Origin of the sequence: Rhodoferax aquaticus (assembly GCF_006974105.1) — a bacterium.
In the GTDB taxonomy this organism is placed as follows: Bacteria; Pseudomonadota; Gammaproteobacteria; order Burkholderiales; family Burkholderiaceae_C; genus Allorhodoferax; species Allorhodoferax aquaticus_A.
The window spans coordinates 3,843,236-3,860,607 of the sequence record NZ_CP036282.1; the positions used below are offsets into that span (position 1 = coordinate 3,843,236).

The 17,372-nt window shown below is 61.1% G+C and carries 14 protein-coding genes and 1 pseudogene; all 15 read left to right on the top strand.

What is annotated here, in order from left to right; genetic code table 11:
* The 15 genes and pseudogenes from EXZ61_RS17715 to EXZ61_RS17785 all read left to right on the top strand — a co-directional run bounded on the left by EXZ61_RS17715 (nt 1) and on the right by EXZ61_RS17785 (nt 17,360).
* Nucleotides 1–309, top strand: a complete 309-nt coding sequence (locus EXZ61_RS17715; RefSeq protein WP_142813015.1) for a sarcosine oxidase subunit delta — start codon at nt 1–3, stop codon at nt 307–309.
* Complete coding sequence (locus EXZ61_RS17720) at nt 306–3,308, top strand: sarcosine oxidase subunit alpha family protein (protein ID WP_142813016.1); 3,003 nt, start codon at nt 306–308, stop codon at nt 3,306–3,308. The genes EXZ61_RS17715 and EXZ61_RS17720 overlap by 4 nt, the downstream gene beginning before the upstream one ends.
* Nucleotides 3,301–3,954 (top strand): sarcosine oxidase subunit gamma, encoded by a 654-nt coding sequence (locus EXZ61_RS17725; protein WP_168224811.1) that lies wholly within the window; start codon nt 3,301–3,303, stop codon nt 3,952–3,954. The genes EXZ61_RS17720 and EXZ61_RS17725 overlap by 8 nt, the downstream gene beginning before the upstream one ends.
* A gap of 78 nt (nt 3,955–4,032) precedes the next feature.
* Nucleotides 4,033–5,241: pseudogene (gene glyA, locus EXZ61_RS17730) on the top strand (serine hydroxymethyltransferase); the annotation flags it as partial.
* Between the two features lie 45 nt (nt 5,242–5,286).
* Nucleotides 5,287–6,258, top strand: a complete 972-nt coding sequence (locus EXZ61_RS17735; protein WP_142813019.1) for a dipeptidase — start codon at nt 5,287–5,289, stop codon at nt 6,256–6,258.
* A gap of 35 nt (nt 6,259–6,293) precedes the next feature.
* The gene (locus EXZ61_RS17740; protein WP_142813020.1) at nt 6,294–6,827 is read left to right on the top strand and encodes a DUF5943 domain-containing protein; all 534 of its coding nucleotides are present in this window, start codon (nt 6,294–6,296) and stop codon (nt 6,825–6,827) included.
* A gap of 9 nt (nt 6,828–6,836) precedes the next feature.
* On the top strand, nt 6,837–8,897 hold the full coding sequence (locus EXZ61_RS17745) for an NADH:flavin oxidoreductase (RefSeq protein WP_142813021.1): 2,061 nt from the start codon (nt 6,837–6,839) through the stop codon (nt 8,895–8,897).
* Nucleotides 8,898–9,049: 152 nt separating this feature from the next.
* Nucleotides 9,050–10,936: a (Fe-S)-binding protein gene (locus EXZ61_RS17750; RefSeq protein ID WP_142813022.1), complete on the top strand. Its 1,887-nt coding sequence runs from the start codon at nt 9,050–9,052 to the stop codon at nt 10,934–10,936.
* A complete protein-coding gene (locus tag EXZ61_RS17755; protein WP_237218996.1) occupies nt 10,933–12,051 on the top strand; it encodes an electron transfer flavoprotein subunit alpha/FixB family protein in 1,119 nt (372 codons plus the stop codon). The genes EXZ61_RS17750 and EXZ61_RS17755 overlap by 4 nt, the downstream gene beginning before the upstream one ends.
* Entirely contained in the window at nt 12,048–12,833 is a 786-nt protein-coding gene (locus EXZ61_RS17760) for a hypothetical protein (protein ID WP_142813023.1), read from the top strand. Before EXZ61_RS17755 ends, EXZ61_RS17760 begins: the two co-directional genes overlap by 4 nt.
* Nucleotides 12,834–12,846: 13 nt before the next feature.
* A complete protein-coding gene (locus EXZ61_RS17765; RefSeq protein WP_142813024.1) occupies nt 12,847–14,109 on the top strand; it encodes an aromatic ring-hydroxylating oxygenase subunit alpha in 1,263 nt (420 codons plus the stop codon).
* 12 nt (nt 14,110–14,121) lie between these two features.
* The gene (locus EXZ61_RS17770; RefSeq protein ID WP_142813025.1) at nt 14,122–15,228 is read left to right on the top strand and encodes an FAD-binding oxidoreductase; all 1,107 of its coding nucleotides are present in this window, start codon (nt 14,122–14,124) and stop codon (nt 15,226–15,228) included.
* Nucleotides 15,229–15,244: 16 nt separating this feature from the next.
* The gene (locus EXZ61_RS17775) at nt 15,245–15,439 is read left to right on the top strand and encodes a hypothetical protein (RefSeq protein ID WP_142813026.1); all 195 of its coding nucleotides are present in this window, start codon (nt 15,245–15,247) and stop codon (nt 15,437–15,439) included.
* An 18-nt stretch (nt 15,440–15,457) separates the two neighbouring features.
* Complete coding sequence (locus EXZ61_RS17780) at nt 15,458–16,495, top strand: quaternary amine ABC transporter ATP-binding protein (RefSeq protein ID WP_142813027.1); 1,038 nt, start codon at nt 15,458–15,460, stop codon at nt 16,493–16,495.
* The gene (locus tag EXZ61_RS17785; protein WP_142813028.1) at nt 16,488–17,360 is read left to right on the top strand and encodes an ABC transporter permease; all 873 of its coding nucleotides are present in this window, start codon (nt 16,488–16,490) and stop codon (nt 17,358–17,360) included. Before EXZ61_RS17780 ends, EXZ61_RS17785 begins: the two co-directional genes overlap by 8 nt.
* Nucleotides 17,361–17,372 lie beyond the last annotated feature (12 nt).

The following is a 17,372-nucleotide window of genomic DNA, read 5'->3' on the forward strand; positions in this document are numbered from 1 at the left end:
ATGTACCTTTTGCACTGCCCTCACTGCGGCGAAATGCGGGACGAAGAAGAGTTCAGCTACGCCGGTGAAGCCTACATTCCCCGCCCTGCCCAGCCTGAATCCGTTGACGACGCGACCTGGGGCGACTACGTGTTCTTTCGCAAAAACACCAAAGGCTGGTTTTGGGAACAGTGGCAACACACTGCCGCCTGCCGCAAGGTGTTTGCGGTCAAACGCAACACTGCCACGTATGAAGTCGCCGGAAGCTGGACCTTGGCCGAAGGCAAGCCCCTGTATCTGGCCGACATGGCCAAGGAGACCTCGGTATGAGCGCAGCACGCGTTCCCCACAGTGCTGCCCGCATCGACAGCACACGCACCATCAGCTTCACATTTGACGGCCGCTCATACAGCGGCCATCCAGGCGATACGCTGGCCTCGGCACTGCTGGCCAATGGCGTGCGCCGCATGGCGCGCAGCTTCAAATATGGTCGGCCACGCGGCATCATCGGTGCGGGTGCCGAAGAGCCCAATGCCTTGGTGCAGCTAGGCACGGGCGCACTCACAGCACCCAACATCAAGGCCACACAGGCCGAGCTCTATGCGGGCTTGAGCGCCACCTCCACGTCAGGCTGGCCCTCGCTGGACTTCGATCTGAAGTCTGTGCTGGGCCAAGGCTCACGCTTCATGCCTGCAGGCTTTTACAGCAAAACCTTCAAGTGGCCTCGCAAGCTGTGGCCTGCCTATGAAGCTGTGATTCGCAAGTTTGCAGGCTTTGGCAGCGCTCCCACCGTGCCCGACACCGAAAGCTATGACCACTTGCACCACCATGTGGATGTGTTGGTGGTAGGCGGTGGGGCAGCAGGCTTGCTGGCTGCGTTGCAAAGCGGCAGAGCAGGTTTAAAGACGTTGTTGCTCGACGAGCAAAACGAACTGGGCGGATGGCTCTTGTCTGACCCAACGGCCCACATCGATGGCCGCAGCAGCGACGCTTATGTGCGCTCGGTGCGCGCTGCCCTGGCCGACATGCCGCATGTGACGGTGCTCACCCGCACCACTGCATTTGGCATGTACGAGCAAAACATGGTGCAAGCGGTAGAGCTGGTACAAGACCACCTGGCCCCTGAGGAGCGCCAAGCCCACCTGCCGCGCCACCGCCTGCACAAGATCCGCGCGCACCACGTGGTCTTGGCCACCGGCGCGATTGAGCGCCCCCTGGTGTTTGGCAACAACGATGTTCCCGGCGTGATGACAGTGTCTGCCGGTCAAACCTTCTTCCAACGCTATGGCGTTTTGGTGGGTAAACGCATTGTCATTTGCGGCACCAGTGACTTGATTCACGACTGCGCAGAAGCCTTGGCCAAAGCAGGCGCCCATGTCACGGTGGCCGATGTGCGGCATGCAGCCAAAGCCCGCAGCAGCCGCTACACCGTGATGGCTGGCTACGGCATTGCCGAGGTCAGCGGCGGCAGCGAAGTCAAGGGCGTGCGCTTGGTGCCATTGGACGCTCTGCGCGACGTGGCCGTCGGTGGTGGCACCCATATTGCCTGCGACACCGTACTCAGTTCCGGCGGTCTGTCACCGACCGTGCACTTGTTTTGCCACGACGGCAGCCGCCCCACATGGGATGAGCAAGCAGCCGCCTTTGTGGTGCCACGCACGGGGCGCAAAGGCATTGCCTGCGTGGGCGCAGTCACCGGGGCCTTCGAACTTCAAGATGCGTTGAGCCAAACCACAGAAGCCATGCAGCAAGTGCTGGCGCTGTTGGGCAAACCCACACAGCTGCCAACACCCCAATGCGCGCCTGTGCATCGCCTGGCCGCTCGCCCCATGTTCCGCCTGCCGGACGGCAAACCCGAAGGTGCCGGAGCCAAAGCCTTTGTGGACTACCAGAACGACGTGAGCGCTGCGGACATCGAGCTGGCCGTTCGCGAAAACTACCACTCCATCGAGCACGTCAAACGCTACACCGCCCTAGGCTTTGGCACCGACCAAGGCAAGTTGTCCAATGTGAACGGCTTTGTCATCACCGCCCGCGCGCTCAAGCGCCCGGTGGGCGAAGTGGGCACCACCACCTACCGCCCTGCCTACACCCCCGTCAGCTTGGGCGCACTCGCGGGCACCATGCGCGAAGAGTGCTTTGACCCCAGCCGCTACACCGCCATCCATGCGTCCCACGTGGCACGCCAGGCCGCGTTGGAACCCGTAGGCCAATGGCTGCGGCCTTGGTACTTTCCTAAGCCGGGCGAGGACCTGCACGCCGCCGTCAACCGCGAGTGCTTGGCCGCACGCAATGGCGTGGGGGTGATGGATGCATCCACTCTGGGCAAGATTCAAATCGACGGCCCGGATGCCCGCGAGTTTCTCAACCGCATCTACTCCAATGCCTGGAGCCAGCTGGCAGTCGGCAAATGCCGCTATGGCCTGATGCTGGACGAGAACGGCATGGTGATGGACGACGGCGTGACCGCCTGTATCGAAGCCAACCAGTTTTACATGACCACCACCACCGGCGGTGCAGCACGCGTGCTGAACTGGCTGGAGCGCTGGCACCAGACCGAATGGCCCGAGCTCAAGGTGTGGATGACCTCGGTGACCGACCACTGGTCCACCATCGCACTGGTCGGTCCCAAAGCCCGCGCAGTGCTGTCCAAGCTGTGTACAGACATTGACCTCTCCGCCGAGAACTTCAAGTTCATGGACTGGCGTGGCGGCACCGTGGCGGGCTTGCCAGCCCGCGTGTTTCGCGTGAGCTTCTCTGGCGAGCTGTCATACGAACTCAATGTGGAGTCTGGCTTTGGCCACGCCCTGTGGGAAGCTGTGATGGCAGCGGGCGCGGAGTTCGACATCACCCCCTACGGCACTGAAACTATGCACGTATTGCGTGCAGAAAAAGGCTTCATCATCGTCGGCCAGGACACCGATGGCTCCATGAGCCCGCTGGACCTGGACATGGCGTGGGCCGTCGGTATGAAGAAGCCCTTCAGCTTCTTGGGCAAGCGCTCCTTGTCCCGCAGCGACACCGCCCGCGAGGGGCGCAAGCAACTGGTCGGCTTGCTGCCGGTAGATCCCAACGCGGTGTTGATTGAAGGCGCGCAAATCATGGAAAGCGCGGTGGCACAGCCCCATGGCAACAACCAGATGCTGGGCCATGTGACTTCCAGCTACCACAGCGCCTTCTTAGGCCGCTCTATCGCCATGGCAGTGGTGGCGGGCGGCTTGCAACGCAAAGACCAAATATTGCATGTCCATGCGCACGGCCAAGTCACACCGGTCAAGGTGTCAGGCAGTGTGTTTGTGGATGAGAAAGGTGATCGTCAAAATGTCTAAGACCCTAGATTCCCTGCTGGAGTCTCCGCTGCATGCCTTTGGTTTAGCGCAGCGTGTGGCCACGCCCACCGCTGACAACCGCGTGTGCGCAGCAGAACTGTCGCATTTGGGCTATTTGGTGCTGCGCGGCAAGCCGGACGACACTTCGTTTATGCAAGGCGTCAGCTCGGTCTTGGGTTTGGCGCTGCCAACCCAAGCCACGCACATCGCGTCATCTGCGAGCGCTGCGGTGCTCTGGGTGTCGCCCGACGAATGGCTGCTGGTCTGCCCGCGCAGCCAGCGCGACGCAGTGCTGGCTGCGTTGACCGAAGCACTGCGCGGTGTGTTCGCCCAGGTAGTGGACAACAGCGGAGGGCTCACCACCGTGCGTTTGAGTGGCCCCGACCATTTGCTGCTACTGCGCCAACTCAGCCCCTTTGATTTTGAGAGTTTGGCCTTAGGCCGCTGCGCGAGCACCGTGGCATCCAAGGCAGGCCTGACCGTGGTGCGCACCGATGAGGCTGGCGTACTGCTGGTGTTTAGGCGCAGCTTTGCGGACTACATCTGGCGCTTGATCGAGCGCACGGCCCGCCCCTACCAGCTGTGCATCACGGCCCCTGGCTACCAGGCCGACCCCGTGTTCGCCCCCCTTTTTGAAGCTATTTGAAAGATTCTTGCCATGCACCACGAAGGCTTTTTTACCCACAGCGTGAGCCAAGCTGACCCCGCCATTGCGGCGGCCATGGACCACGAACTGCAACGCCAGCGCGACCAGATCGAACTCATTGCATCTGAAAACATCGTGTCGCAAGCCGTACTGGACGCCCAGGGCTCGGTGCTGACCAACAAGTACGCCGAAGGCTACCCCGGCAAGCGCTACTACGGCGGCTGCGAGCATGTAGACGTGGTCGAAGCCTTGGCGATTGAGCGCCTGTGCAAGCTCTTCGGCGCAGAGTTCGCCAATGTGCAGCCGCACTCCGGCGCGCAAGCCAACACCGCCGTCATGCTGGCGCTGGTGCAACCGGGTGACACGGTGCTGGGCATGTCCCTCTCAGCCGGCGGACACTTGACCCATGGTGCCAAGCCTGCCCTGTCAGGCAAATGGTTCAAGGCCGTGCAATACGGCGTGCGCCGCGCGGACTCGCTGATCGACTACGACGAAGTGGAAGCCTTGGCTGTCGAGCACCAACCTAAGCTCATCATTGCCGGCTTCTCCGCCTATCCCCGCACCATCGACTGGGCGCGATTCCGCGCTATCGCCGACAAAGTAGGCGCATTGTTCATGGTGGACATGGCCCATGTGGCCGGATTGGTCGCCACTGGCGTCTACCCCAGCCCCGTGCCGCATGCGCATGTCACCACCTCCACCACCCACAAAACCCTGCGCGGCCCGCGCGGTGGCGTGATCCTGACCAACGACGCCGAGATCGCCAAGAAGGTCAACTCCGCCGTCTTCCCCGGCGCCCAGGGTGGCCCACTGATGCATGTGATTGCCGCCAAGGCCGTGGCCTTCGGCGAAGCGCTGCAGCCCTCCTTCAAGGCCTACACCCAGCAAGTGGTGGCCAACGCCCAAGCGCTGGGCGCGGTGCTCAAGGCTGGTGGCCTGGATCTGGTGACCGGTGGCACCGACAACCACCTGCTGCTGGTAGACCTGCGCCCCCTGGGTCTCAAGGGCAACCAGACCGAAGTGGCGCTGGAGCGAGCCGGCATCACCTGCAACAAGAACGGCATTCCGTTTGACGACGAAAAGCCCACCATCACCTCGGGCATCCGCGTGGGCACCGCAGCCGGCACCACGCGCGGTTTCGGCGTGGCCGAGTTTGAAGAAGTCGGCCGCCTGATGCTGGAGGTTTTCCACGCGCTCAAGGCCAACCCGGCTGGCGACCCCGCCGTGGAAGCTGCGGTGTTTGCCAAGGTCAAGGCCCTGACCGCCCGCTTCCCTCTGTACGCGTAATTCACGTCTGAAACACGCCCGAACCTCCTATTGAAAGCCCCCGCCATGAGCACACTTCACCAGGACTCCATCGTCATCGACGGCCTCATCATCGCCAAGCTGGACCGCAGCGTATTCGAGGACATGAAGAAAGGCGGCCTGGCCGCTGCCAACTGCACCGTCTCAGTGTGGGACGACTTCCCTAAGACGGTGGACAACATCGCCGAGCTCAAACAGCTGATCCGTGACAACAGCGACCTGGTGACCCTGGCCCGCAATACGGCTGACATCGTGAAAGCCAAGGCCGAGGGCAAGACCGGCATCATTTTGGGCTTCCAAAATGCCCACGCGTTTGAAGACAACCTCGGCTATATCGAGGCTTTCCACGACATGGGCGTGCGCGTGGTTCAGCTGTGCTACAACACGCAAAACTTGGTGGGCACCGGCTGCTATGAGCGTGACGGCGGGCTTTCCGGCTACGGCCGCGAGGTGATTGCCGAGATGAACCGCGTGGGCATCATGGTCGACTTGTCCCACGTGGGCAGCAAGACTTCAGAAGAAGCCATCCTCGCGTCCACCAAACCTGTGGCCTACACCCACTGCCTGCCTTTGGGCCTCAAAGACCACCCGCGCAACAAGAGCGATGCCGAGCTGAAGTTCATTGCCGACCATGGCGGCTTCATCGGCGTGACCATGTTCTCGCCCTTCTTGAAGCGCGGCAATGACTCCACCGTGCACGACTATGTGGAGGCCATCGACTATGTGATCAACATCGTGGGCGAAGACTGCGTGGGCCTGGGCTCTGACTTCACCCAAGGCCATGGCCATGAGTTCTTCGAAATGCTCACGCATGACAAAGGGCGCTGGCGCCGCCTCACCCACTTCGGCAAGGTGGTGAACCCCGAAGGCATACGCACCATCGGCGACTTCCCCAACCTCACGGCCACGATGCTGCAGTCCGGCTGGTCGGAGACCCGCATCACCAAGGTGCTGGGCGCCAACTGGATGCAATTCTTCGGCCAAGTCTGGGGCGCTTAAGGCGACCCTCCCATCCCCTTCAAGCTCTACGCACCATGCAACCTCAACTCCCTATTGATGTCAACGCGGACACCGGCGTCTGGACCACGGACGGCTTGCCCATGATCTATGTGCCTCGGCACTTCTTTGTGAACAACCATGTGGAAACTGAAGCCGTGGTGGGGCGGGATGTGTACGCACCGGCGCTGTACAAGGCGGGGCACCGCTCCGCCTACTTCTGGTGCCAAAAAGAAGCCGCCACACACGGACTCACGGGCATGGCGGTGTACGAGCACTACCTCAAGCGCCTGTCGCAGCGCGGCTGGGGCTTGTTCTCCTTTGTAGAAGCCGACGCACAAACTGGCCATGCCTTGGTCAAGCTGGAAAACTCCGTGTTCGTGCTGGCCCAAGGGATTGCTGGAGTGCCGGTCAACCACAGCAAGGTCTGCTATTTGTTTGCCGGGTGGTTCTCCGGTGCCATGGACTGGGTCTTAGAGACCAGCGGCTCCACGGTTCGCACCACCAGCGTGGAAACCCAATGCGCGGCAGAAGGCCACAGCCACTGCATTTTCACTGTCAGCCCCCTCTAGAGTTTTGCCATGCGCTACCCGCACTTGTTTGAGCCCATTCGTCTAAACCAGGTTTTGCTGCGCAACCGCATTGTGAGCACCGCGCATGCCGAGGTGTACGCAGAGAACGGCGTGCCCACCGAGCGCTACCTGCGCTACTACGAAGAAAAAGCCAAGGGCGGCGTGGGTCTGGCCATTTGCGGTGGCTCCAGCCCCGTCTCGCGGGACAGCCCGTGGTCATGGTGGAGTTCGATCAACCTGGCCAAAAACTCGGTGATTGAGCCTCTGGCCAAGCTGGCAGAAACCATGCACAAGCATGGCGCCAAGATCATGATTCAGGCCACCCACATGGGGCGGCGCAATGCCTGGCATGGCTTTGACTGGCCGCACCTGGTCAGCCCCTCTGGCATCCGCGAGCCGGTGCACCGTGGCAACGCCAAGACCATAGAAATTGAAGAAATTCGCCGCATTGCTGCGGACTATGGCCGCGCGGCCAAGCGTGTCAAAGACGCAGGCCTGGATGGCATCGAAATCTCGGCAGCGCACCAGCAATTGATTGACCAATTCTGGAGCCCGCGCGTCAACCACCGCACCGACGAGTACGGCGGCAGCCTGGAAAACCGTTTGCGCTTTGGTATGGAAGTGTTGACTGCCGTGCGCGAACAAGTCGGTGCTGACTTTTGCGTAGGCATGCGCATGTGCGGCGACGAATTCCACGAAGACGGCATCAGCCACGACATGGCCAAGGAGATTGCGCAGGCCATGAGCGAATCTGGCCTGATTGATTTTTTGAGCGTGGTCGGATCTGGTGCTGACACCCACAACACTTTGGTGAACTGCATGCCCCCCATGGCACTGCCGCCTGAGCCTTTTGTGCATTTGGCTGCAGGCATTAAGTCGGTATCCAAAGTGCCGGTGATGCACGCGCAAAGCATCCGTGACGCATCGCAAGCGGAGCGCATTTTGGCCACAGGCATGGTCGACATGGTGGGCATGACACGCGCCCAGATTGCCGACCCCCACATGGTCATCAAAATTCGCGATGGCCGCGAAGACCAAATCAAGCAATGCGTGGGCGCCAACTACTGCATTGACCGCCAATACAACGGCCTGGATGTGCTGTGCGTGCAAAACGCTGCCACCAGCCGTGAAGAGACCATGCCCCATGTCATCGAAAAGACCACGGGGGTGCGGCGCAAGGTGGTAGTGGTGGGCGCAGGACCTGCAGGCCTAGAGGCCGCACGCGTCGCGCGTGAACGGGGCCACGACGTAGTTTTGTTTGAAAAAAATGACACGGTGGGCGGCCAGGTGAACCTAGCATCCAAGCCACCAAAGCGCGAGCAAATGGCGGGCATCATTCGCTGGTTCGACATGGAAACCATCCGCCTGGGCGTTGATCGCCGTTTGGGTGTAGCAGCCACCACCGAGATGATCTTGGCCGAGCGCCCAGACATCGTGGTCTTGGCCACCGGTGGCACGCCCAATATGGGCCAAACCCCAGCATGGGGCGCGGCAGATGGCTTGTGCGTCAGCAGCTGGGACATTTTGTCGGGGGCAGTGGCACCTGGCGAAAACGTGCTGGTCTACGACACCATCAGCACCCACGCCGGCACGGGCGCTGCCGACTTTATTGCGGCGCGTGGCAAGCTAGTCGAAATCGTCACGCCCGACGTCAAGGTGGCTGACGACGTGGGAGGCACTACCTTCCCCATTTTCTACCGCCAGCTCTATGCCAAGAGCGTGATCCAAACGCCTAACTTCTGGCTGGACAAGGTGTACCGTGAAGGCGACAAGCTCATTGCTGTGCTCAAGAACGAATACACGGAAGCCCTGGAAGAACGCGCGGTAGACCAAGTGGTGATTGAGAACGGCATCCTCCCCGTGGACGCTTTGTACTGGGAACTCAAGCCCCAGTCCTTGAACAAGGGCCAGACCGATATTGACGCTTTGTACGACGCGCAACCGCAGCCCGGCTTGAGCCAGCCCACGGGCAACGGTCAGTTCTTGCTATACCGCGTGGGGGACTGCGTCTCTATGCACAACATCCACGCCGCGATCTACGACTCGCTGCGCTTGTGCAAGGACTTTTGACATGCACAGCTCCCCCCCGAAGCGCCTGCGGCGCCTCCCCCTCCAGGGGGCGACACCAGTGGCCTGGCAAAGCCAGATCCACGGTGTCTCTGGCATGGCTGTCTCTGATGTTCAACCATGGTGGGTGACACGCTGCACCCTGGAAGTCTGAAATGACGCTTCAGCATTCGATCAGCACCGTGTTCTGGATCGCCGTCCTGGCCTTGGCTTGGGGCTTGGCGCGTAGAGCCCTTCTATGGAAAAATGGCCGCCAGCGCACAGTGGATATGCGCGGTCTGCTACACATACCGAAGCGCTACTTTGTAGACCTGCACGATGTGGTGGCGCGCGAACCGTTTGTCGCCCGTGCCCACGTGGGAGTGGCCGGCGGCGCGATTTTGGCCTTGGCCTTGGTGGCCTTGAACTACGGCCTGGGCCTGTACCTGCGGGTGTTAGATGGTGCCTTGCTCTTCGCGGGGCTCATGATGACTGCTGGCGCATGTGCCATGGCGTGGCGTCGCAGCAATGCGCCAGCGCGTTTGTCACGCGGCCCTTGGAGCCGCCTGTCGTTGAGCCTCTTGTTGTTTGCGATGGCTGTTAGCCTGAGCTCTGTGGTTGCACTCACCGGCACCGCGTTGGCGCCGTGGTTGGCTGCATTGATCAGTGTCGCATTTGCCGCGGGTGCCGCAGAACTGGCCTTGGGCATCGGTCTGGGTGGACCCATGAAACATGCAGTCGCGGGTCTGCTGCACTTGGGACTGCACCCACGACCTGAGCGCTTTGGCGACAAACGCTTTGCCACGGCCCTCAAGCCCCTGCGTCTGACAGCGGATGACATGGGCGTAGGCAAGCCTTCCGACTTTGCGTGGAACCAGTTACTCTCATTTGACGCCTGCGTGCAATGCGGCAAGTGCGAAGCCGCCTGCCCCGCCTTTGCTGCCGGTCAGCCGCTGAACCCTAAAAAGCTCATCCAAGACTTGGTGGTGGGCATGAGCGGCAAGACTGACGCCGCCTACGCAGGCAGCCCCTACCCAGGCAAGCCTATTGGCCAACATGCGGGTGCGCCCCACTTGCCCATCGTGGGTGGGCTGATTGGCAGCGACACCCTGTGGGCATGCACCACCTGCCGGGCTTGCGTCCAAGAATGCCCCATGCTGATCGAGCATGTAGACGCCATTGTGGACATGCGCCGCCACATGACACTCGTAAGCGGCATCGTCCCGAACAAAGGCGGCGAAGCCTTGGAGAACCTGCGAGATACCGACACGGTCGGCGGCTTCCCCTTGGCAGCACGCCACCACTGGGCTGCAGACCTCGGTATTGCACAGCTAGCGGCAGGTGAATCGACCGACTGGCTGGTCTTGGTGGGCGAAGGTGGCTTTGATATGCGCTACCAGCGCACCTTGCGTGCCTTCATCAAAACCTTGCAAAAAGCCAAACTCCACATCGCTCTGTTGGGCGCGGACGAAACAGACTGCGGTGACCTCGCCCGCAGACTGGGCGACGAAGCGGGCTTTCAGCGCCAGGCCAAGCAACTGATTGCCACGCTGGCCACACGCAAGTTCAAGCACATCGTGACGCCAGACCCGCACATCTTCCATGCCCTCAAAAACGAGTACCCCGCGCTGGGCGGCCAGTTTGACGTATGGCACCACACCCAGCTGCTGGCTGACTTGCTAGAGACCGGCGCGCTGCAGCCCACCCGCGCCGCGAGCACCGAGGCGGTGACCTACCATGACCCTTGCTACCTCGGGCGCTATGGGCGCGAAGTCAAGGCACCGCGCGCTGTGCTCAAGGGCATTGGCATCCAGGTCGTGGAGATGGAACGCAACCGCGAGAAAGGCCGCTGCTGCGGCGGCGGCGGCGGCGCACCATTTACGGACATTCCCGGCAGCACCCGCATTCCCGACATCCGCATAGCAGACGCCAAAGCCACTGGCGCAGCCGTGGTCGCCGTGGCCTGCCCTAACTGCACCGCCATGCTTGAAGGCGTGGTAGGTCCGCGCCCTGAAGTGCGCGACATTGCAGAACTACTGGCCCACGCTTTGGAGGTGGTATGAGCATGACCAGCCTTAGCCCCACTGGCGTGCCTCGCATAGACCCACGCCGCCCCGCCATCCTCACGCCTGCGGGCCTGCGCCGCATCGTGCTGGGTAGCCTGGAAGGCGTGCGCGCACAGCATCCGCTGCAGGCAAACCATGGAGAGGCCCCCAAGCCCGTGCGCAGCACCGGCCCTTTCAGCCAATGCACGGTGGTGGTGACCCATACAGAGCGCGGCGGCCTGAGTGACGGTGCACGCCAAGCCCTTGCAGCAGCGGCCATTTTGGCCAGCCCACACACCGAGGTGGTGCTGGCCGTGCTGGGCACCTGCCATGAAGACATGGCGGCCCTAGGCGCGGACCGCACACTGATAGCGGAACAGTTTGACCCAGCCCACTACCAACTGGGTGCCAGCGTGCAATGGTTGTTGGGCCTGCAAGCCGCAATGAGGACCGCACAGTGGTTGTTTGCCGACAGTGAAGCCGACGGCGATTTGGGCCGCCGCTTCGCCGTGACTTCCCAGTTGCCTGTGCGTTGCGCAGTGGTTGAGCTCACGGCCGATGCGGTGCGCACGGCCGCTAGCCCCCTGCACGATGCCTTGAGCGCCCATACCGCGGTGATGCTGCTGCGCAAAGGCGCTGTGAGCACCAAACTGCCGTTTGTAGGCTTAGGCCAGCGCGCAACAGCACCTGCGCTGGAACCCGTGGCCGACGCCCAGATTCAAGACCTAGGCGTTCAGCCTGGCAACCCCGAATCCCTGGCTTTGGAAGAAGCGGACTTGATCGTGGCTGCGGGTAACGGCGTGAACGACGTTCCTTTGGTGCATGCCTTGGCCAAGACCTTGGGCGCTGCCGTAGGTGCGTCTCGGGTGGCGGTGGACGATGGGCGCTTTCACCGGGGCCAGCAAATTGGCGCGACCGGCAAGACAGTCTCGGCATCGGCTTACATTGCCATTGGGATTTCCGGTGCGGTGCAGCACTTGCAAGGTATCAAAGACTGCCGCCACGTCATTGCCATCAACCTCGATGGCTCAGCGCCCATCGCGCGTCGCGCCAACCTCACCGTGGTTGAAGACAGCAGCGCACTGATGCAAGCCTTGAACGACTTAGCCCGCCAACACAAGGAGCACGCATGAGCGCTATTGCCGTTTTGGTTGCCGAGCGCCCGCACAGCATCAGTGGCAAGCCCACGCGCAGCCGCTCTGACGCTGTTGCCGCCAGTGTGGCGCTTGCCATCCCGCAGCACCAGGTGAGCCTGTGGACGGCAGGTGCCATCGCAGACAGCGTGGCACGTGACTACCTCGCCTTGGGCGCAAACACACTGCATGCAGTCGAATGCGCCGCCCCTGAGTACACCGTTGCGGCCCTTTGCGGCCCCTTGAAAACCACACCGTGGGTACTCACCGGCACGCGCTCTGAGGCAGAACAAGGCAGCAACTTACTGCCCTATGCCTTGGCACATGCCTTGGACCGCCCCTTGGTGGTGGACGTGGTGGCCATTGCACCTGAACCACAAGGCGATGGAAGCCACTGGGTGGTGACCCAAGCGCTGCCTAAGGGCGCACGCCGCACCCTGCGTGTCGCAGCACCCGCCGTATTGGCCATCAGTGCCAGCGCGCCCGTGACCCTGCGCCACGCTTTGGCCAGCGCCATGGCAGGTCAGATAGTTCGCCACGCCCATAGCGCCAACACCCAGAGCCCAGCGCTGAGCGCATCCGACACGCCTGTGCAGCAGGTACCTCGCAACAAGCGCCGCAAGGTCTTGGAAGCCCGTATCGCCCAAAGTGGCCACGCACGCATGCTGGGCGCCATTGAGTCGCCAGCCAGCGCCGGCACGGTGCTCAAAGCAGGTACCCCCAATGAAAAAGCGCAAGCAGTTCTGGACTACCTGCGCACCCATTCACTCGTAAATTTTTGAGGAGAGGCTCACCATGACAACAACGATTTCTGCGCAGTCCCTGCTCACCCGCGAGCTGCTGGCACGCCGCCGCCCCGGCTACAGCTTGGAAGCCCCGTTCTACCTGAGCGACACCATTTTGCAGGCCGATTTGGAACACATCTTCGGCAAGCACTGGATCTTTGTGGCCGTAGAGCCCCAGGTGCCCGAAGCGGGTGACTACATCACCGTGGATTTTGGCAAGCACTCCATCTTGATCGTCCGGGATGACGACATGCAGGTCAAAGCCTTTCACAATGTGTGCCGCCACCGCGGCAGCCGACTGTGCGCCAGCCAAAAAGGCAGCGTGGGCAACATCGTGTGCCCCTACCACCAATGGACCTACGACCTCACCGGCAAGCTCATCCACGCCAAGCACATGGGGGACGACTTCGACCCCACCGGCCTTGGCCTCAAGCCCGTGCATATCCGCAGCTTGGCGGGCTTGCTCTTTATTTGCTTGGCCGACAACCCGCCGGAAGACTTTGAACAGATGGCGGCTGAAATGACGCCCTACCTCATGCCCCACCGCTTGATGGATTGCAAGGTCGCCACCCAAGTCGACATCGTGGAAGACTGCAATTGGAAGCTCACCATGGAGAACAACCGGGAGTGCTACCACTGCGTAGGCAACCACCCTGAACTCACGGTATCGCTGTACGAGTATGGCTTTGGCTACCAACCCGATGCCCAGAACGCAGCAGGTCTCAAGCGGTTTGAAGACATCTTGGCGAGCAACCACGCCCGCTGGGAAAGCATGGGACTGCCATCGGCGGAGATCGACACGCTGGACGATCGTGTCACCGGCTTTCGTACCCAACGTTTGCCGCTGGACCGCGCGGGCCAGTCGCAAACGCTAAACGCTGAAGTGGCGTCAAAAAAACTACTCGCCAATTTTGTAGACCCTGCTTTGGGCGGTTTGTCGTTTTGGACGCAGCCCAACTCTTGGCACCATTTCATGAGCGACCACATCGTGAGCTTTACGGTGCTCCCCATCTCTGCCACCAAAACGCTGGTGCGCACCACATGGTGTGTACACAAAGATGCTGTGGAAGGCGTGGACTACACCCTGGACAACCTCACCGCCGTGTGGAATGCAACCAACGCCCAAGACCGCCGCTTGGTGGAAGAGTCGCAAATTGGCATTGCCACTGGCGCCTATGAGCCAGGCCCCTACTCGCCATTCACCGAAGGTTTGGTCGAGAAGTTTTGCAACTGGTACGTCAACCGCCTGAGCGCACTGACCAAAACGGCTTAACACACGCCCGGCATGACACTCCCCGCCCACGCCCCGAACTTTGCCGCACTACCGGCCGCACCTTGGTCCAGTGACCACGATGAGACCTTGCGTTGCGTGCAGGTGCGCCAAGAAACGCACGACGTCAAAACCTTTGTGCTGGCCGCCGCGCAGCCGCGCAGCTTTCGCTACCTTCCCGGGCAGTTCATCACCCTGGAACTGGACATCGCAGGAACCAAGGTCAACCGTTGCTACACCTTGTCGTCCAGCCCCACACGGCCTGATGTGGTGAGCATTACCGTCAAGCGGGTACCCGGTGGCCTGGTATCCAACTGGTTGCATGACAACGTGCAGGTGGGCATGTCGCTAGGCGTCATGGGGCCCAGCGGTGTATTCACTTGCTTTGAAAAACCGGCCAAGCGCTACCTCTTTGTGTCGGGTGGCAGTGGTGTCACGCCGCTCATGTCGATGACGCGCGCACTGCACGACTTGGCCAGCGATGCCGACGTGGTGTTTGTGCACTGCGCGCGCACCCCGGCCGATGTGTTGTTTGCCGAAGAACTGACGCTCATGGCGCGCAACATGCCCAAGCTGCGCTTGGCCATCGTGTGTGAAAACCATACGCCGGGTAGCAGCTACGCTGGGCATTTGGGTCGCCTAGATGGCGCGCGGCTGGCCCATATTGCGCCCGATTTCATGCAGCGCGCGGTCTACACCTGTGGCCCCGCCCCGTTCATGGGCGCGGTGCGCACCCTCTTGGGCGCAGCGGGCTTTGACATGCAGCAGTACGCCGAGGAGAGCTTTGCATTTGAAACGCTGCAAGCGCCCACCGAACAAGCTTCTCCCCCTGCCACAGAGCCAGTGGCGTCAGGCGTTCGCAGCTACACCGTTCAATTGCAAAAGACCCAGCAGTCCTTTAGCTGCCGTGAGAATCAAACCATTTTGCAAGCAGCCAGTGAAGCGGGGGTACGTCTGCCCTCGTCATGCAGCAGCGGTGCTTGCGGAACCTGTAAAACACAGAAACTTGCCGGCACGGTTGACATGAAACACGCTGGCGGGATACGCCAGCGCGAAGTTGACCAAGGCTGGATGCTGCCCTGCTGCAGCACACCCAGCAGTGACGTCACACTCGACCGCTAAAGCCTTGGCCCAGAGTATGAAACACCTCACCCCCATGGCCTGCGTTTCTTGCTCACCATTCACCACCCGTTGTCCCGCTGATGTGCTGCCCTTTGCGCATGGCGAGGCCTTGCTGCGCGAGGCCTATCGCACCCCATTTGATTTCACTTTTCGCGCCAAAGTGGCGCGGCGCTTGCTTATAAAAACACTGCAGCTTTTCGCCAGCAGTTGAACACTTTTGGAGACCGTGATGACCGATGTAAAAATTCGCGTGAGAGATCTGTACAAGATCTTTGGCAGCAACACCACCGAGGCACAAAAGCTTCTGAACGCAGGCCACAGCAAAGACGAGGTTTTCGCCAAAACCGGCCAAGTCGTCGGCGTGAACAAGGTCAGCTTCGACGTCAACGCGGGCGAGATTTACGTGCTCATGGGCCTATCGGGCTCCGGCAAGTCCACCTTGATTCGTCTTATCAACCGCTTGGTAGAACCCACCTCAGGCGCTATCAATATCGACGGCGAAAACATTGCAGCGTTGCCACAAGCTGAGTTGGTGAAATGGCGGCGCAAGCGCGTGGCCATGGTATTTCAGTCGTTTGCGCTCATGCCACACCGCAATGTCTTGGACAACGCAGCCTTTGGTTTGGAAATGGCGGGCACCGAGCGCAAGGTGCGCGAGAAACGCGCTATGGAGGTGCTGGGCCAAGTGGGCCTGCACACCTATGCCGCCAAGTACCCCCACCAACTGTCCGGCGGCATGCAGCAGCGCGTAGGCTTGGCACGTGCGCTGGCGGTAGACCCCGACATCTTGCTCATGGACGAAGCCTTCTCCGCCCTGGACCCCTTGAAGCGCATTGAGATGCAAACCCTCATGCTGAGTTTGCAGCGTGAGCAAAAACGCACCATCTTGTTTGTCTCGCATGACCTGGAAGAAGCGCTGCGCATTGGCAACCGCATTGCCATCATGGAGGGCGGCCAGCTGGTGCAAGAAGGCACGGCGCACCAAATCATCACGCAACCGGCCAATGCCTATGTGCACAAGTTCTTTGAGGGCATAGACACCTCGCGTTACCTCACTGCGGCGGACTTGCTCGACCCCGTGCTCAACGGGCACTCGTACAACGGCGGCCCCCGCGTGCCTTGGAGCACCCCGCTGCCCGAAGCCATGCAAATCGTGCTCAGCATCAACGAGCCTGTAGGCGTGTTTGATGCCGCCGACCAACTCATGGGCAGCATTTCTGCCCGCAGCCTACTCGTGAAAATGTCCCAGGAAGCCCGCCATGTCTGATCTCTTAACCCAGTTCACCGAAGCCACCCACGACATCTTGCCCTTGGGCCAGTGGGTCAATGCAGGCGTCAAACTGTTGTTGGACAACGGTGCCACGGTGTTTGACTCGATTGGCGTGCTGGTGGAAGGCTTTGCCGAATCCATTGAGCAAGGTTTGCTGGCTATCCCCTTTTGGTTGGTCATATTGGTGGCCACCGTTGTAGGTGTACGGCGCTTGGGCTGGGGCTTTGGCCTGTTTGTTGCTTTAGCCTTGATGCTGATCGTGGTCACGGGCTTTTGGCCTCAAACCATGGTGACCCTGGGGCTCACGCTCTCGGCCACCTTGATCAGCTTGTTTTACGGAATTCCCTTGGGCATTTGGTGTGCCCGCAACAACAGTGTCAACGCCACCGTGCGCCCGATTTTGGACTTTATGCAAACCATGCCCGCCTTTGTGTACCTGATCCCAGCAGCCATGCTGTTTGGCTTGGGCCGCGTGCCGGGCACCATTGCAACCGTCATTTTTGCCATGCCACCGGTGGTGCGCCTCACCAGTTTGGGGATTCGCCAAGTGAGTTCTGAGCAAGTGGAAGCCGGCAACGCCTTTGGCTGCACTTCCGCGCAGTTGCTGTTCAAAGTGCAACTGCCGATCGCCTTGCCCACCATCATGGCCGGCGTCAATCAAACCATCATGATGGCCCTGTCCATGGTGATCATCGCGTCCATGGTGGGCGCGGGTGGTTTGGGCAACGATGTGCTGGCCAGCATCCAAAGGCTGGACATTGGCCTAGGGTTTGAGAGTGGTCTGGCCGTCGTTTTGCTGGCTATCATCTTGGACAGACTGACAGAGAGTTTTGGCGTCGCCCGCAAGGGTCACGACAGCTAGACCCCAAGAGAC

What these genes read in the sequence shown, in the direction of transcription:
- EXZ61_RS17715 (WP_142813015.1), top strand. Translation starts at nt 1, where the DNA reads ATGTACCTTTTGCACTGCCCTCACTGCGGCGAAATGCGGGACGAAGAA.
- EXZ61_RS17720 (WP_142813016.1), top strand. Translation starts at nt 306, where the DNA reads ATGAGCGCAGCACGCGTTCCCCACAGTGCTGCCCGCATCGACAGCACA.
- EXZ61_RS17725 (WP_168224811.1), top strand. Translation starts at nt 3,301, where the DNA reads ATGTCTAAGACCCTAGATTCCCTGCTGGAGTCTCCGCTGCATGCCTTT.
- EXZ61_RS17735 (WP_142813019.1), top strand. Translation starts at nt 5,287, where the DNA reads ATGAGCACACTTCACCAGGACTCCATCGTCATCGACGGCCTCATCATC.
- EXZ61_RS17740 (WP_142813020.1), top strand. Translation starts at nt 6,294, where the DNA reads ATGCAACCTCAACTCCCTATTGATGTCAACGCGGACACCGGCGTCTGG.
- EXZ61_RS17745 (WP_142813021.1), top strand. Translation starts at nt 6,837, where the DNA reads ATGCGCTACCCGCACTTGTTTGAGCCCATTCGTCTAAACCAGGTTTTG.
- EXZ61_RS17750 (WP_142813022.1), top strand. Translation starts at nt 9,050, where the DNA reads ATGACGCTTCAGCATTCGATCAGCACCGTGTTCTGGATCGCCGTCCTG.
- EXZ61_RS17755 (WP_237218996.1), top strand. Translation starts at nt 10,933, where the DNA reads ATGAGCATGACCAGCCTTAGCCCCACTGGCGTGCCTCGCATAGACCCA.
- EXZ61_RS17760 (WP_142813023.1), top strand. Translation starts at nt 12,048, where the DNA reads ATGAGCGCTATTGCCGTTTTGGTTGCCGAGCGCCCGCACAGCATCAGT.
- EXZ61_RS17765 (WP_142813024.1), top strand. Translation starts at nt 12,847, where the DNA reads ATGACAACAACGATTTCTGCGCAGTCCCTGCTCACCCGCGAGCTGCTG.
- EXZ61_RS17770 (WP_142813025.1), top strand. Translation starts at nt 14,122, where the DNA reads ATGACACTCCCCGCCCACGCCCCGAACTTTGCCGCACTACCGGCCGCA.
- EXZ61_RS17775 (WP_142813026.1), top strand. Translation starts at nt 15,245, where the DNA reads ATGAAACACCTCACCCCCATGGCCTGCGTTTCTTGCTCACCATTCACC.
- EXZ61_RS17780 (WP_142813027.1), top strand. Translation starts at nt 15,458, where the DNA reads ATGACCGATGTAAAAATTCGCGTGAGAGATCTGTACAAGATCTTTGGC.
- EXZ61_RS17785 (WP_142813028.1), top strand. Translation starts at nt 16,488, where the DNA reads ATGTCTGATCTCTTAACCCAGTTCACCGAAGCCACCCACGACATCTTG.